Source organism: Massilia sp. TSP1-1-2, from assembly GCF_049896185.1.
In the GTDB taxonomy this organism is placed as follows: Bacteria; Pseudomonadota; Gammaproteobacteria; order Burkholderiales; family Burkholderiaceae_D; genus Telluria_A.
Window position 1 is genome coordinate 37,961 of record NZ_JAFCTU010000007.1, and the last position, 12,768, is coordinate 50,728.

Genomic DNA, 12,768 nt, shown 5'->3' on the forward strand with positions numbered 1-12,768 from the left:
ATCAAGTGAATAATACTAAGTCAATCATGCCGGAATGGCCGCCATCCTATTGTGCGCCTTTTCAGCCAGCCGGCGCAATAGCGCCTGTCCCTGCGGCCAATTTCCCAGGCCGGACTCGGCATTGATATGCCCCAGCAGCCCTCCTTCGACCAGCTCGCTGCCCCAGCGCCCCGCCCACCGCGCGGCGTTGTCGGCGCGCATCCACGGGTCATTGCTGCTGGCGACCATGATGGACGGACACGGCAGCGGCAGCGCCGGCAGCAGATCGGCAACGGAAAATTTGTCCGGATCGGCCGGCGCCACCAGCAAGGCGCCCGCCAGGTTGCTGCAGTCGCGGGCAATGCTGTGGACCGCCGTCAGGCAGCCAAAGCTGTGAGCGACCAGCAAGGCCGGGCGCGGATCGGCAGCGCGCACCTGCCCGAGACGGGCGGCCCAGGCAGCAAGCTGCGGGCGGTCCCAGTGGTCCTGGCGCACGCGCGCAAATTCGGGATGGCGGCGATGCCAGCGCGATTGCCAGTGATCCGGGCTGCTGTCATGCAAGCCGGGAACAATAATGACATGAAAATCGGGAAAAAGTTGAGTAGCCATGCGCGCCTCCTGAGTCAGGAGAATACGGGCAGGCGCAGCGAAAGTGAACGAATGCTTTCGTGCTAGTTTATGCGCTTAGTGGAGCGGTCTTAGTAAAAACGGTTGAACAGCACCACAGCCCAGCATGCCACGGCCAGGAAAATTGACAGCATGACGGCCGCACTGCCCATGTCCTTGGCGTTCTTGGACAAGGGATGGCGCTCGAGCGAGACGCGGTCGACGATCGCTTCAATGGCCGAGTTGAACAGTTCGACGATCAGCACGAACACCAGCACGCCAACGAGGAACAATTTCTGGAATGACGACACTGGCAGCAACAGCGCCACCACGGTACCGATGACAAACAGCACCAACTCCTGGCGGAACGCATGCTCATTCTCATAGGCAGCTTTCAAGCCTGCGATGGCATAGCCCATGGCGGGCAGGATACGCTGGAGTCCGCTCTTGCTCTTGAATTCGCTCACTGGCTGGGTCATGGTGGTCATCCGCTGCAATTTCGATGCAGCATTATGCCTTACCTCCCTGCCCCAAAGTCATCCACAACAGGGAAATTGCCAATCCTTTTCACATTATGGTATAAAGGATCCATATATACTGCAGCGCACAAACCACATTATGAAAATTGAAACCGTCGAAGCCCCGAAAACATCCATCCAGGTCATCGAACGCATGGTGGCCTTGCTCGACGCGCTGGCCAGCTACACCGATCCGGTGAGTCTGAAGGAATTGTCCAAGGTGTCCGGCTTGCACCCGTCGACCGCGCACCGCATCCTCAACGACATGGTCATCACCCGTTTTGTCGATCGCGTCGAACCGGGCACCTACCGGCTCGGCATGCGCCTGCTGGAACTGGGCAACGTGGTCAAAAGCCGGCTGTCGGTGCGCGAAGCGGCGCTCGACTTCATGCGCTCGCTGCACAAAAAAACCCAGCAAACGATCAACCTGTCGGTGCGCCAGGGCGACGAAATCGTCTACATCGACCGGGCTTTTTCGGAGCGCTCGGGCATGCAGGTGGTACGCGCCATCGGCGGGCGCGGCCCGCTGCACCTGACCTCGACCGGCAAGCTGTTCCTGTCGGTGGACGAGCCAAAGGCGATCCGCGCTTACGCCACGCGCACCGGCCTTGCCGGACACAACAAGAATTCGATCACGGACCTGGCCAAGCTCGAACGCGAGCTGAGCCTGGTACGCACGCGCGGCTATGCGCGCGACAATGAAGAACTGGAATTGGGCGTGCGCTGCATGGCGGCAGGCATCTATGACGATTCAGGCAAACTGGTGGCCGGCCTGTCGATCTCGGCGCCGGCCGACCGGCTCCAGGAAGAATGGCTGGATGACCTGGTCGACACGGCCAAGCAGATTTCAGCCACCCTGGGTTACACCGGGCTGTGAATTGCTGGCAGGTTGCGGCACCGCCGGTTGCGGTGTGGCCGGGCGCACGATGGTCGGGCGCGTAAAGAGCGGTCGCATGGTGGACGGTTGCGCCGTCGCCGGTTGCGCCATTGCCGGCGCCATTGCCGGCTGCGCTGTTACCGGTTGAACAGCGGCCGAGCGCGTGATGACCGGCCGCGTGACCGGCAGCGTATTGTCGCTCTGCGTGTACAGCGGCTGGGTCAGCGCCGGCGGCTTGTTGAACGCTTCGAGCCAGCGCTTGACGCGGCCGGCGTCGGCGGTACGTGACTGCTTGCCCTTGGAATCCAAAAACACCATGATCACCGGGCGGCCCTGAATAATGGTTTGCATCACCAGGCAACGCCCCGCCTCATTGATGAAGCCGGTTTTTTGCAGGCCGATATCCCAGTCAGGGTTTTTCACCAGGTAGTTCGTATTGTTGTACTGCATGATACGTCCACCCGCATCGACCTGCGACTGCGGATCGGTCGAGAACTGGCGCAACAGCGGCTGGTGGTAGGCAAACGCAACCAGCTTGGCCAGGTCGCGCGCGCTGGACACGTTACGGCTCGACAGACCACTCGAATCGACATAGCGCGTATGAATCATGCCCAGTTCGCGCGCCTTGGCGTTCATCGCTTCGACAAAGCCGGCCACGCCGCCCGGATAGTTGCGCCCCAAGGCTGCCGCGGCGCGGTTCTCCGAACTCATCAGCGCGATATGCAGCAGGCTGCTGCGCGTCATTTGCGAGCCCACCTGCAGGCGCGAGCGGGTGAATTTTTCGTGGTCGACATCGTCGTCAGTGACGGTGAGCACTTGCTCCATGTCTTGCTTGGCTTCGACCACGATCAGGCCGGTCATCAGCTTGGTGATGGAGGCGATCGGCAAGGCGACATTCGAATTTTTCTCGAACAGTACTTCCGAGGTGCTCTGATCGAGCACCAGCGCCACGCTCGACGCCAGATCGAGCGCATCGCGCGTCAGGTTCAAGCCGGCGCGGTCGCCCGCACTCATCGCGACCACCGGTGCGATGTTGCGCGCGGTGACGATGCGCTCATAGACCAGCTTGCGCTTGCCCCTGACGACAACGCTGCGGCTGACATAGTTATTGTGTGGCACGGCATCGGCCCGACCGGCACGGCGCTTGCCGCTCGCCTTACCACCAACGCGGACCTTGTTGGCGCTGGTGGCTTTGCCGGCTTTGCCGGCCTTGGTGACCTTGGTGACCTTGGCCCGGTGATCGGCGCGCGCGGCGTCGGCTGGCGTGGCAACAAGCAGGACTGATACGAGGGCACTGAAGACAAATTTATACATCTGGAAATCCTTTACCGCAGACATCTGCATCTTGTTGCAGTGTAACAAAGCGGACGTCGATGGCAAGCGAATTCAGCCTCGACGTAGCGCCTGTTGTGCACTGGCTGCTACGCTATTTCGGGCGAGCAGTTATTGCGATGTAACAGTGTACCCTCAATCAAAATATCGAGCGAAGCCTGAGACCGGCTCCCGTGCGGTGACCAGGGTATTCTCAATTTTGTCGGGGTCGGCGTAGCCGAGCGCCATGCCGCACACCACCATTTCGCCGGGCGGCAGCGCCAGGTGTTGCTCGATAATCTTGTGGTATTGCGTAAACGCCGCCTGCGGACACGTGTCCAGCCCGCAGCCTCGCGCAGCAATCATTATGCTTTGCAAGAACATCCCATAGTCGAGCCATGAGCCCTGCTCCATCACCCGGTCGATGGTGAAGATGAAGCCGACGGGCGCGTCGAAAAAGCGGTAGTTGCGGCCATGCTGGGCCGCCATGCCAGCCTTGTTGTCGCGCGTCAGGCCAAGCAAGGCGTACAGGTCCCAGCCGACCTTGCGCCGGCGGTCAACGTAGGGCGAGACCCATTCGCGCGGATAGTAAGCGTATTCCTCGCTGTGCTGGGCGCTGAGCGTTGGGTCCTGGTGGGCGGCGAGAATGGCGTCCGACAGGCGCGTCTTGCTGTCGCCGGTCAGCACATAGACTTTCCAGGGCTGGGTGTTGGTGCCGGACGGCGCGCGCGCGGCCACTTCAAGCAGGCGCTCGATGTCGGCCCGCGCAATCGGGTCTGGCAAAAAAGCCCGAATCGCGTGGCGGCTGGTGATGGCGGCATCGACAGCGTCCTGCCGCTGTTGCTGTTGTTGCTGCTCTTGCTGCTCTTGCTGCTGGCTGACAAACATGACTGCTCCTATTTTTTAACGACACACACAACGCCGACAATGGCGACCGCCATGCCCGCCACGCCCAGCAGGCTGAACGCCTCGCCGAACATGATCCACGCCATCACGGCGGTGGTGGGCGGCGTCAGGTAAAGCAAGCTGGTCACCACAGTCGCGTCACTGCGCTGCAGCAGGGTGAACAGCAGGAAAATGGCGCCGATGGACAGCGCAAAGACCGACCACAGCAAGGCGCCGATGAAGCTTGGCGTCCATTGCACAGTCGCCAAGCCGGGCGAGAAGCCTTCAAACACGATGGCCAGCGGGAGCAGCAAGGCCACGGTCGCGCCGAACTGGATCACGGTACCGGTGCGCAGGTCAAAGCGCGGGCAAAAGCGGCGCTGGTACATGGTGCCCGCCGTAATCGACAGCAACGCCAGCACACAGTAGCCGACTGCCAGCGGCGACAGGCCGACCAGCGACATTTTGGCATACACCACCAGCGCCACGCCAGCCAGGCCCAACAGAAGCCCAAGCCACTGGCGCGGACGCACCGATTCGCCGATCAGCGGAGCGGCCGCAGCCGTCAGGATGGGCTGCATGCCGACGATCAGGGCCGTGACGCCGGCGGGCATGCCCAGCTTGATGGCGCACCAGACGCCACCCAGGTAGCCCGCCTGCAGCAGCAAGCCGGCCACGGCGATATGGCCGATACTTCCCGTCGGCCATGGCGCCCTGACCGCCCCGACCAGCGGTACCAGCACCAGCAGCACGCACGCGCAGCGCAGCAGCAGGAAGGTGAGCGGGGGCGCGAATGGCAGGCCGAACTTGGCAACGATGAAACCGGTACTCCACAAGAACACGAAAAATACCGGTATCGGACTCAAGCGCGCTCCGGATTGTCGCGTTGCAACATTTTTTCAGCGTTCTTTGACATTAATCAATAGTTTAGTTGGTCACACATGTGATATTGCGCCAGATCACAAGCTCATCAACATGGCGTGACGAGTCTAGCACGCCCCTGTTGGGGACGTGCCCTGGACCCTTGTTCTCCTATGGAAAGCACTGTTGCAGCGGCCTCGTCATGGCATGGCAAAATGCGCTGACAGTTGGTGAGAATTGATTTTGGTGCACCGCACAAAAAGCGCTTGACTCATCACCAGATCTGAGTAAAATAGAACTTGTTGCGCTGCACAATACACCGTCAGCCTGAAAGTTTAGGATCTACCTGCTTCATTAGTTCTAAGCAGCACCCATTCATTTATACAATACCGGAGAATTCTATGTTTGCAATCCCAGAGCAGTTTTCGAACGCCACCAAAGCCAATTTCGAATCGCAATTCGCCATTTTCTCCTCGCTGACCTCGAAGGCATTCGAAGGCATGGAAAAGCTGATCGAACTGAACATGACTGCTGCCAAGGCATCGCTGGAAGAGTCGTCGGCCGCCGCCCGTCAGTTGCTGTCGGCTAAGGATCCACAGGAATTCTTCTCGCTGAGCGCCGCACAAGCCCAGCCAAACGCTGAAAAAGCGATGTCGTACAGCCGCCAGGTTGCAGCGATCGCCGCCGGCACCCAGGCTGAGTTCACCAAAGCAGCCGAGCTGCAAATTGCTGAAACCAACCGCAAGGTCATCACCCTGGTTGACGAAGTGACCAAGAACGCGCCTGCCGGTTCGGAGAACGTTGTTGCTGCCTTCAAGTCGAGCCTGGGCAATGCCAACGCTGGTTACGAGCAAATCACCAAGACGGCCAAGCAAGCTGTTGAAGCCATGGAAACCAACGTGAACACGGCTGTCAGCCAGTTCACCCAGGCTGCACAGAATGCCGTGCAAAAAGCCAAGAAGTAATTCCTGGTTGCTGAATGAAAAACCCGCCGAGGCGGGTTTTTTTACGTCTGCGTCATCAAGCAGCGGATCGTCCCCGCGTGGACGACTCTGGCAAAAGCGTAAGCCGCAAAGTTACATCTGGCTCACGATGCTGTCGCAATCACGGTGACGGTACAGCAGAGCAACATCGTCCTCGCGAACGCGGGGGCCCATGGAACGGTTCAACTGAGCAACTGTTGTATGGGTCCCCGCATCCGCGAGGACGATGTGAGCTATCGCTACTACCCGGCCTCTTCGCCCAGATACGCCGCCTTTACCCGCGGATCATGCAGCATGTCGTCCGCATTCCCGCTCATGATCACGGCGCCCGAATCCATCACATACCCGCGGTGCGCCGCCTGCAGCGCCAGCTTCGCGTTCTGCTCGACCAGCAGGATCGTAATCCCCTGCTTCGACACATCGCGAATCACCTCAAAAATCTTTTCCACCATGATAGGCGAGAGCCCCATCGACGGCTCGTCAAGCAGCAGCAAGTCAGGGTGACTCATCAGCGCGCGCGCCATCGCCAGCATCTGCTGTTCGCCGCCCGACAAGGTACCGGCCATTGCCGACGCCCGCTCCTTTAGCCGCGGGAACACCGTGAACCACTTCTCCACATCCAGCGCAATGCCCGCCTTGTCGTTGCGCGTGTAAGCGCCCATCAACAGGTTTTCTTCAATCGACATGCGGGTAAAGACGCCCCGCCCTTCCGGCACCATGGCCAACTTTTTCTCAACCAAATGGAACGACTTGGCATCCTTGAGCGACACGCCCTTGTAGCTAATCACCCCTTCCACCGAGCATGGCGGCAAGGTACCGGTGATCGCCTTCAAGGTCGTGGTCTTGCCCGCGCCATTGGCCCCGATCAACGTGACCAGTTCGCCTTTGTTCACTTCCAGGTCGATCCCCTTGACAGCTTTGATGCCGCCGTAGGCAACCTTCAGACCCTGGATCTTCAGCATAGTTTCGCTCATTAGTGGCCACCTCCCAGATAGGCTTCAATCACGGCCGGATTTTTTTGTATCTCGGCAGGCAAGCCTTCTGCAATCACCTTGCCATACTCCAGCACCGTGATGCGGTCGCACAAACCCATCATCAGCTTGACGTCGTGCTCGATGAGCAAGATCGTCTTGCCCTCTTCCTTGATTTTCACCAGCAACTCGCGCAAGGCCAGCTTTTCCGTCGCATTCATGCCTGCGGCCGGCTCGTCGAGCGCCAGCAGCACCGGATCGGTGGCCAGCGCGCGTGCAATTTCCAGGCGCCGCTGGTCGCCGTACGACAAGAATTTGGAGGTGCGCTTGGCGAACGCGCCAATGCCGACAAAGTCGAGCAGCGCTTGCGCGCGTTCGCGGATCATCGCTTCTTCGCGGCGCGCCGCCGGGAAGCGAAATACGGCGCCGAACACGCCCTGGTGCGTGCGCACGTGGCAACCGACCATGACGTTTTCCAGCGCCGTCATTTCGCCAAACAGGCGGATGTTCTGGAAGGTGCGGGCAATCCCGGCCTTGGCCACGGTGTGCGGCGCCGACGGCGAATACGGTTTGCCGGCCAGGAAAAAACCGCCCGTATCCGGCTGGTACAGCCCCGTAATGACATTGAAAAACGTGGTCTTGCCGGCGCCGTTGGGGCCGATCAGGCCATAGATCTGGCCTTGCTGGATCTCGATGCCGACATTGGTCAGCGCCTGCAAGCCGCCAAAGCGCTTGTTCACGCCTTCGATTTTAAGGATAGTCTGTTGGCTCATCGTCATCTTCCTCACGCAGCCGGAAAGGCGTCTTGCTTGTTGGTCTCGGCCGCGTCCGGACGGTCTTCATGCTTGGGCGAGGGCCACAGGCCGGCCGGGCGATACAGCATGATCAGCACCATCGCCAGGCCGTACAGCAGCTGGCGCAACACTTCCGCTTCCACCAAGACCTTGCCGAACACCAGCATCTGGAACGGCTCGACCGTGTGACGCAGCACTTCCGGCAAGGCAGCCAGCAGCACGCCGCCCAAGATCACGCCCGGCACGTGGCCAATACCGCCCAGCACCACCATCGCCAGCACGGCGATCGATTCGGTCAGCGCAAACGATTCAGGCGACACAAAACCCTGGAACGACGCAAACATCGCGCCGGCCACGCCACCGAAGGACGCGCCCATGGTGAACGCGAGCAGCTTGATGTTGCGCGTGTTGATGCCCATGGCCTTGGCGGCGATTTCATCTTCGCGAATCGCGACCCAGGCCCGGCCAAGGCGCGAATGCTGCAGGCGCGAGGTGACGAACACGATGGCGATGCACAGGAACAGGAACAAGAAGTAATACGCATTCACCGAGGGCATGGCGTAGCTGCCCAGCATGACGGTGGCCTTGGAACCGGCTTCGCCCGCCAGCGAAACGCCGGCGATCGAGACCGGGTCGATCATGTTAATGCCTTGCGGGCCGTTGGAAAAATTGATGGGCGCATTCAGGTTGTTCATGAAAATGCGGATAATTTCGCCAAAGCCGAGCGTGACGATGGCCAAGTAGTCGCCCCGCAGTTTCAGCGTAGGCGCGCCCAGCAAGGCGCCGAAAAAGCCCGCCACCAGCGCGGCCAGCGGCACGATCAGCCAGACCGACAGGTGAATGCCGTTATCCTGCACATCCTTGGAAATGAGGCCGCTGCCCAGCAGCCACTCGCTCAAGCGCGGATACTCGTCGGCCACCGACGTTAGCAACACCGCAAAATGGGGTGACGCCAGCAGCGCGGCCAGGTAAGCACCGATCGCAAAAAACGCGATGTAGCCCAGGTCCAGCAAGCCGGCAAAGCCAACCACGATGTTCAAGCCCAGCGCCAGCATGATGTACAGCAGCGCCATGTCGATGATGCGCACCCACGAGTTGCCAAAATTTTGGGCAACGAAGGGGAAAATCAGCAGCAGGAGCAGCACCACGCCCATGCTGGCAAATGCTTTTTTCTTGTTGTGCTCAACGTCAAAAGTGAGAAGTGCCATGGTGATCCTTTATCGGTTGTCGGTCAGGCGCGGTCGGCGACGCGTTCGCCCATGATGCCGGAGGGACGCACCGTCAGCACCAGGATGAGCACCACAAACGCAAAGATGTCCTGGTAGTGGCTGCCCAGAAAGCCGCCCGTCAGGTCGCCGATGTAGCCGGCGCCCAGCGCTTCGATCAAACCCAGCAAAATGCCGCCGATCATGGCGCCGTAGATATTGCCGATACCGCCCAGCACGGCGGCGCAGAAAGCCTTCAAGCCGGGCAGGAAACCCATCGCAAACTGGATCGATGAATAGTTGGCGCCCCACATCACGCCGGCGATGGCGGCCAGCGCCGCACCGATGGCAAAGGTTGCTACGATGACCTTGTTCGAGTCCACGCCCATCAGGCCGGCAACGCGCGGGTTTTCGGCGGTGGCGCGCATCGCGCGGCCCATCTTGGTTTTTTCAACCAGCACCACCAGCGCGGCCATCGCCATCACGGCCAGCGCCAGCAGCACGACCTGGGTTTGCGAAATGACGGCGCCGCCGATATTGATCGGCTCGGACGAGAGCAGTTGCGGGAACGACAGCGGGCTGCGGCCCCAGATCATCATCGCAAACGTAGTCAACAGGTAAGAGACGCCAATCGCCGTAATCAGGGGCGCCAGGCGCGGCGCGTTGCGCAAGCGGCGGTAAGCGACCCGTTCGATGATGACGTTCACCAGCATGCACACGGGAATGGCGCCGGCAATGGCAATGCCCAACATCGCAAAGCCGGGCAAACCAGGCGCGACAATGGAGAGTCCTTTGAGGATCGACAGGCCGACCATGGCGCCGATCATCAACACGTCGCCGTGCGCGAAGTTAATCAGGTTCAATACGCCGTACACCATGGTGTAGCCGAGGGCGACCAGGGCATACATGCTGCCGAGCACAAGACCGTTGATAATCTGTTGGATGAATGTATCCATGTTTAAGCGCCTCTTTTAAATCGTCGTAACAAAAACGGCACCCGGGGAAACCCCCGAGGTGCCGCTCCTTGTTTCATGGTTCCAATGTAACCGCGCACCGCACGAGGCGTATTTACTTGCCTCCAGCGACAAAAATTCCGAGCGTCGTCATGATAGCGAGGAATGATAAAAACTAATATCGGAAAATAACACGTGTTCCAAATATTATTTCGCCAAGCACGGTTTTTTTGGCTTAAGCTGCCCCGACCAAGCCTTTGGGCAGCGGGAACGTCACATGTTCCTCCACGCCATCGAGCGCGCGCACGCTGCGCGCACCGAGTTCCTTGAGCCGGTCGATGACGGCCTGCACCAGCACTTCAGGCGCAGAAGCACCAGCCGTGACGCCGATCCGCAGCTTGCCAACGAGCCATTGCGGATCGATTTGCGAGGCGTTGTCGACCATGTAGGCGGGCGTACCTTTCTTTTCAGCCACCTCGCGCAGCCGGTTCGAATTCGAACTGTTGGGGCTGCCAACCACGATCACCACGTCCACCTGCGGCGCCATGAATTTGACTGCTTCCTGGCGGTTGGTGGTGGCGTAGCAGATATCGCCTTTTTTAGGCTCGATCACGTTTGGATATTTTTGCTTGATGGCGGCAATGATGTCGGCCGTGTCGTCCACCGACAAGGTGGTCTGCGACACAAACGCCAGATTGTCCGGGCTCGTCACGGCCAGGGCGGCCACGTCGGCCACGGTTTCAACCAGGTACATGCCTTCATTGGTTTGGCCCATCGTGCCTTCCACTTCCGGATGGCCGTCGTGGCCGATCATGATGATTTCGCAGCCCTGGCGGCGCATCTTGGCCACTTCCGCATGCACCTTGGTGACCAGGGGACAGGTGGCGTCGAAAATGGTCAGGCCGCGCGCTTCGGCCTCGGCCCGCACCGCTTTCGAGACGCCGTGCGCGGAAAACACCAGCGTATTGCCGGCCGGGACGTCGTCCAGGTCTTCGATAAAGATCGCGCCCTTGTTGCGCAAGTCGTCCACCACATAGGCGTTGTGCACGATTTCGTGGCGCACATAAATAGGCGCGCCAAACTGCTGCAGCGCGCGCTCGACGATTTCAATGGCACGGTCGACCCCGGCGCAAAAGCCGCGCGGCTGGGCCAGGAGAATTTCACTGGTCATTATGTTTCCCTCACGTTACTTGTTACTTGTCACTTGTTACAGCACCGAAATCAGTTTGACTTCGAATGTCAGCGACTGGCCGGCCAGCGGATGGTTGAAGTCGAAGGTGGCGCCGTCCTCGCGCAGTTCGCGCAGGATGCCGGCAAAGCGACCGCCGCCGGGCGCTGCAAAGTCGACCAGGTCGCCGATGCGGTAGTCGGCGCCCGGCGCCGAGTTTTCATCGAGCGTGGCGCGCGAGACGTCGCGCACCAGCTCGTTGTTGCGCTCGCCGAAAGCTTGTCCGGGAGCGAGCTCGAACACCTTGTGCGCGCCCTCTTCCAGGCCCAGCAAGGCGTCTTCGAGGAACGGCGCGAGCTGTCCCTGGCCCAGCATCAGCGTGGCCGGGTTGCCGCCGAAGGTCGTGATGAGGTCGGTGCCCTGCGCGCTGGCAAGCCGGTAATGCAGGGTCAGGTAGGCCGACGGGGTGACGACCAAGGGAGTGGCATTGGACATGATGTTCGCTAGAGCTGGGAAAGCGATATTGTACCGCGTCAGGCTGGTGCATTCCGACCCCACGATGAGCACATTAATAGTTCCATTCGGTCAACTTTGCCGTATGCTACATGTTTCCCCATTTCAGGTGCCGCCATCATGGGCTTTGCCATACTCTCGCTGTTCTGTTCTTTTCTGATGTTTCTGACTGCCTGGCTGGTGCTGCCGCTGCTGGTGCTGTTGCCGGTATCGATTTTCTTCGGCTGGAAAGGCTACCGGGAAACGATAACGACCTATCCCGAAGCGGGCATCCTGGTGCGCCTGCTGGCGATGGCGCCGATCTTGGTCGCCATCGCCACCGTCCCGCTGGCACTGCTTTTTATCAATGCCAATTACCAGGCTTGACGGCGCCGCGAACTCCAGCCTGCCTCAGCGGTCCAAATAACACGGTTGCAATCGGGCGCCGTAGACCGGTGGAGAATGTGGATGGGAAGCATCAGCGACTGGCCGGAACAGCAGCGTCCGCGCGAACGCATGAACCGCGAAGGCGCCAAGGCGTTGTCGGACCCTGAACTGCTGGCGCTGTTCTTGCGCGTGGGCGTGCGCGGCAAAAGCGCGGTCGAACTGGGGCGCGACCTGATCGCCACCTTCGGCTCCCTGCACGCCTTGCTTGGCGCCGGCGCCGGGCAGCTGTCGGCGGTGCACGGTCTGGGTCCCGCCAAGTCCGCTCAGTTGCAAGCCATCATGGAACTGGCGCGGCGCGCCATCGGCGAGCAGCTGCGCGACGGCACCACCCTGTCCTCGCCCGACGCGGTGCGGCTTTACCTGCGCCTGCAACTGGGGCGTCAGGCGCATGAATCCTTCGTCGTGTTGTTCCTGGATGTAAAAAACCGCTTGATTGCCAGCGAAGAAATGTTCCGCGGCACGCTCACGCACACCAGCGTCTATCCGCGCGAGGTGGTAAAGGCGGCTCTCGTTCACAATGCGGCCAGCGTGCTGCTGGCGCACAATCATCCGTCCGGGGTCGCCGAGCCGAGCGAGGCCGACCTGCTGCTCACGCGCGCGCTGACGCAGGCGCTGGCGCTGGTCGATGTACGCGTGCTGGACCATTTTGTCGTGGCCGGGGCGAGCGTTCACTCCTTTGCCGAGCACGGCCAACTGTAGTTCGTCGGCGCTGCGCCGT

At 60.6% G+C, this 12,768-nt stretch carries 14 protein-coding genes and 1 pseudogene; 4 read left to right on the top strand and 11 right to left on the bottom strand.

Annotated elements, in window-relative coordinates; genetic code table 11:
• Window positions 1-24: 24 nt before the first annotated feature.
• The gene (locus ACP7BV_RS08005; RefSeq protein ID WP_426103279.1) at window positions 25-588 is read right to left on the bottom strand and encodes an RBBP9/YdeN family alpha/beta hydrolase; all 564 of its coding nucleotides are present in this window, start codon (window positions 586-588) and stop codon (window positions 25-27) included.
• 89 nt (window positions 589-677) lie between these two features.
• The gene (locus ACP7BV_RS08010) at window positions 678-1,073 is read right to left on the bottom strand and encodes a diacylglycerol kinase (RefSeq protein WP_426103280.1); all 396 of its coding nucleotides are present in this window, start codon (window positions 1,071-1,073) and stop codon (window positions 678-680) included.
• Between the two features lie 130 nt (window positions 1,074-1,203).
• Here ACP7BV_RS08010 and ACP7BV_RS08015 point away from each other — a divergent pair, with 130 nt between their 5' ends.
• On the top strand, window positions 1,204-1,980 hold the full coding sequence (locus tag ACP7BV_RS08015) for an IclR family transcriptional regulator (protein WP_426103281.1): 777 nt from the start codon (window positions 1,204-1,206) through the stop codon (window positions 1,978-1,980).
• 195 nt (window positions 1,981-2,175) lie between these two features.
• Here ACP7BV_RS08015 and pbpG read toward each other — a convergent pair.
• The 3 genes and pseudogenes from pbpG to ACP7BV_RS08030 form a co-directional block, all read right to left on the bottom strand.
• Window positions 2,176-3,294: pseudogene (pbpG, locus tag ACP7BV_RS08020) on the bottom strand (D-alanyl-D-alanine endopeptidase); the annotation flags it as partial.
• Between the two features lie 153 nt (window positions 3,295-3,447).
• Complete coding sequence (locus ACP7BV_RS08025) at window positions 3,448-4,179, bottom strand: nitroreductase (RefSeq protein ID WP_426103282.1); 732 nt, start codon at window positions 4,177-4,179, stop codon at window positions 3,448-3,450.
• Window positions 4,180-4,187: 8 nt separating this feature from the next.
• Complete coding sequence (locus tag ACP7BV_RS08030) at window positions 4,188-5,042, bottom strand: DMT family transporter (protein ID WP_426103283.1); 855 nt, start codon at window positions 5,040-5,042, stop codon at window positions 4,188-4,190.
• Between the two features lie 396 nt (window positions 5,043-5,438).
• Here ACP7BV_RS08030 and phaP point away from each other — a divergent pair, with 396 nt between their 5' ends.
• The gene (gene phaP / locus ACP7BV_RS08035; protein WP_426103284.1) at window positions 5,439-6,002 is read left to right on the top strand and encodes a TIGR01841 family phasin; all 564 of its coding nucleotides are present in this window, start codon (window positions 5,439-5,441) and stop codon (window positions 6,000-6,002) included.
• Window positions 6,003-6,262: 260 nt separating this feature from the next.
• On the opposite strand, the gene ACP7BV_RS08040 is transcribed toward phaP, so the two are convergent.
• The 6 genes from ACP7BV_RS08040 to ACP7BV_RS08065 all read right to left on the bottom strand — a co-directional run bounded on the left by ACP7BV_RS08040 (window position 6,263) and on the right by ACP7BV_RS08065 (window position 11,606).
• The gene (locus tag ACP7BV_RS08040) at window positions 6,263-6,994 is read right to left on the bottom strand and encodes an ABC transporter ATP-binding protein (protein ID WP_426103285.1); all 732 of its coding nucleotides are present in this window, start codon (window positions 6,992-6,994) and stop codon (window positions 6,263-6,265) included.
• Window positions 6,994-7,764, bottom strand: a complete 771-nt coding sequence (locus tag ACP7BV_RS08045) for an ABC transporter ATP-binding protein (RefSeq protein WP_426103286.1) — start codon at window positions 7,762-7,764, stop codon at window positions 6,994-6,996. The genes ACP7BV_RS08040 and ACP7BV_RS08045 overlap by 1 nt, the downstream gene beginning before the upstream one ends.
• 11 nt (window positions 7,765-7,775) lie before the next feature.
• Window positions 7,776-8,993, bottom strand: a complete 1,218-nt coding sequence (locus ACP7BV_RS08050) for an ABC transporter permease subunit (RefSeq protein WP_426103287.1) — start codon at window positions 8,991-8,993, stop codon at window positions 7,776-7,778.
• A gap of 23 nt (window positions 8,994-9,016) precedes the next feature.
• Window positions 9,017-9,946: a branched-chain amino acid ABC transporter permease gene (locus ACP7BV_RS08055; protein ID WP_426103288.1), complete on the bottom strand. Its 930-nt coding sequence runs from the start codon at window positions 9,944-9,946 to the stop codon at window positions 9,017-9,019.
• Between the two features lie 232 nt (window positions 9,947-10,178).
• On the bottom strand, window positions 10,179-11,114 hold the full coding sequence (gene ispH, locus ACP7BV_RS08060) for a 4-hydroxy-3-methylbut-2-enyl diphosphate reductase (protein WP_426103289.1): 936 nt from the start codon (window positions 11,112-11,114) through the stop codon (window positions 10,179-10,181).
• A gap of 36 nt (window positions 11,115-11,150) precedes the next feature.
• Window positions 11,151-11,606, bottom strand: coding sequence for an FKBP-type peptidyl-prolyl cis-trans isomerase (locus ACP7BV_RS08065; RefSeq protein WP_426103290.1), 456 nt, complete (start codon window positions 11,604-11,606; stop codon window positions 11,151-11,153).
• Window positions 11,607-11,744: 138 nt separating this feature from the next.
• Between ACP7BV_RS08065 and ACP7BV_RS08070 the strand changes: the two genes are divergently transcribed.
• Window positions 11,745-11,990: a hypothetical protein gene (locus ACP7BV_RS08070; protein ID WP_426103291.1), complete on the top strand. Its 246-nt coding sequence runs from the start codon at window positions 11,745-11,747 to the stop codon at window positions 11,988-11,990.
• Between the two features lie 81 nt (window positions 11,991-12,071).
• Window positions 12,072-12,749, top strand: coding sequence for a RadC family protein (gene radC / locus ACP7BV_RS08075; protein WP_426103292.1), 678 nt, complete (start codon window positions 12,072-12,074; stop codon window positions 12,747-12,749).
• Window positions 12,750-12,768 lie beyond the last annotated feature (19 nt).

Bases quoted from the DNA above. Each gene is read 5' to 3' on its own strand.
- ACP7BV_RS08005 (WP_426103279.1), bottom strand. From the start codon at position 588: ATGGCTACTCAACTTTTTCCCGATTTTCATGTCATTATTGTTCCCGGC.
- ACP7BV_RS08010 (WP_426103280.1), bottom strand. From the start codon at position 1,073: ATGACCACCATGACCCAGCCAGTGAGCGAATTCAAGAGCAAGAGCGGA.
- ACP7BV_RS08015 (WP_426103281.1), top strand. From the start codon at position 1,204: ATGAAAATTGAAACCGTCGAAGCCCCGAAAACATCCATCCAGGTCATC.
- ACP7BV_RS08025 (WP_426103282.1), bottom strand. From the start codon at position 4,179: ATGTTTGTCAGCCAGCAGCAAGAGCAGCAAGAGCAGCAACAACAGCAA.
- phaP (WP_426103284.1), top strand. From the start codon at position 5,439: ATGTTTGCAATCCCAGAGCAGTTTTCGAACGCCACCAAAGCCAATTTC.
- ACP7BV_RS08040 (WP_426103285.1), bottom strand. From the start codon at position 6,994: ATGAGCGAAACTATGCTGAAGATCCAGGGTCTGAAGGTTGCCTACGGC.
- ACP7BV_RS08045 (WP_426103286.1), bottom strand. From the start codon at position 7,764: ATGAGCCAACAGACTATCCTTAAAATCGAAGGCGTGAACAAGCGCTTT.
- ACP7BV_RS08050 (WP_426103287.1), bottom strand. From the start codon at position 8,993: ATGGCACTTCTCACTTTTGACGTTGAGCACAACAAGAAAAAAGCATTT.
- ACP7BV_RS08055 (WP_426103288.1), bottom strand. From the start codon at position 9,946: ATGGATACATTCATCCAACAGATTATCAACGGTCTTGTGCTCGGCAGC.
- ispH (WP_426103289.1), bottom strand. From the start codon at position 11,114: ATGACCAGTGAAATTCTCCTGGCCCAGCCGCGCGGCTTTTGCGCCGGG.
- ACP7BV_RS08065 (WP_426103290.1), bottom strand. From the start codon at position 11,606: ATGTCCAATGCCACTCCCTTGGTCGTCACCCCGTCGGCCTACCTGACC.
- ACP7BV_RS08070 (WP_426103291.1), top strand. From the start codon at position 11,745: ATGGGCTTTGCCATACTCTCGCTGTTCTGTTCTTTTCTGATGTTTCTG.
- radC (WP_426103292.1), top strand. From the start codon at position 12,072: ATGGGAAGCATCAGCGACTGGCCGGAACAGCAGCGTCCGCGCGAACGC.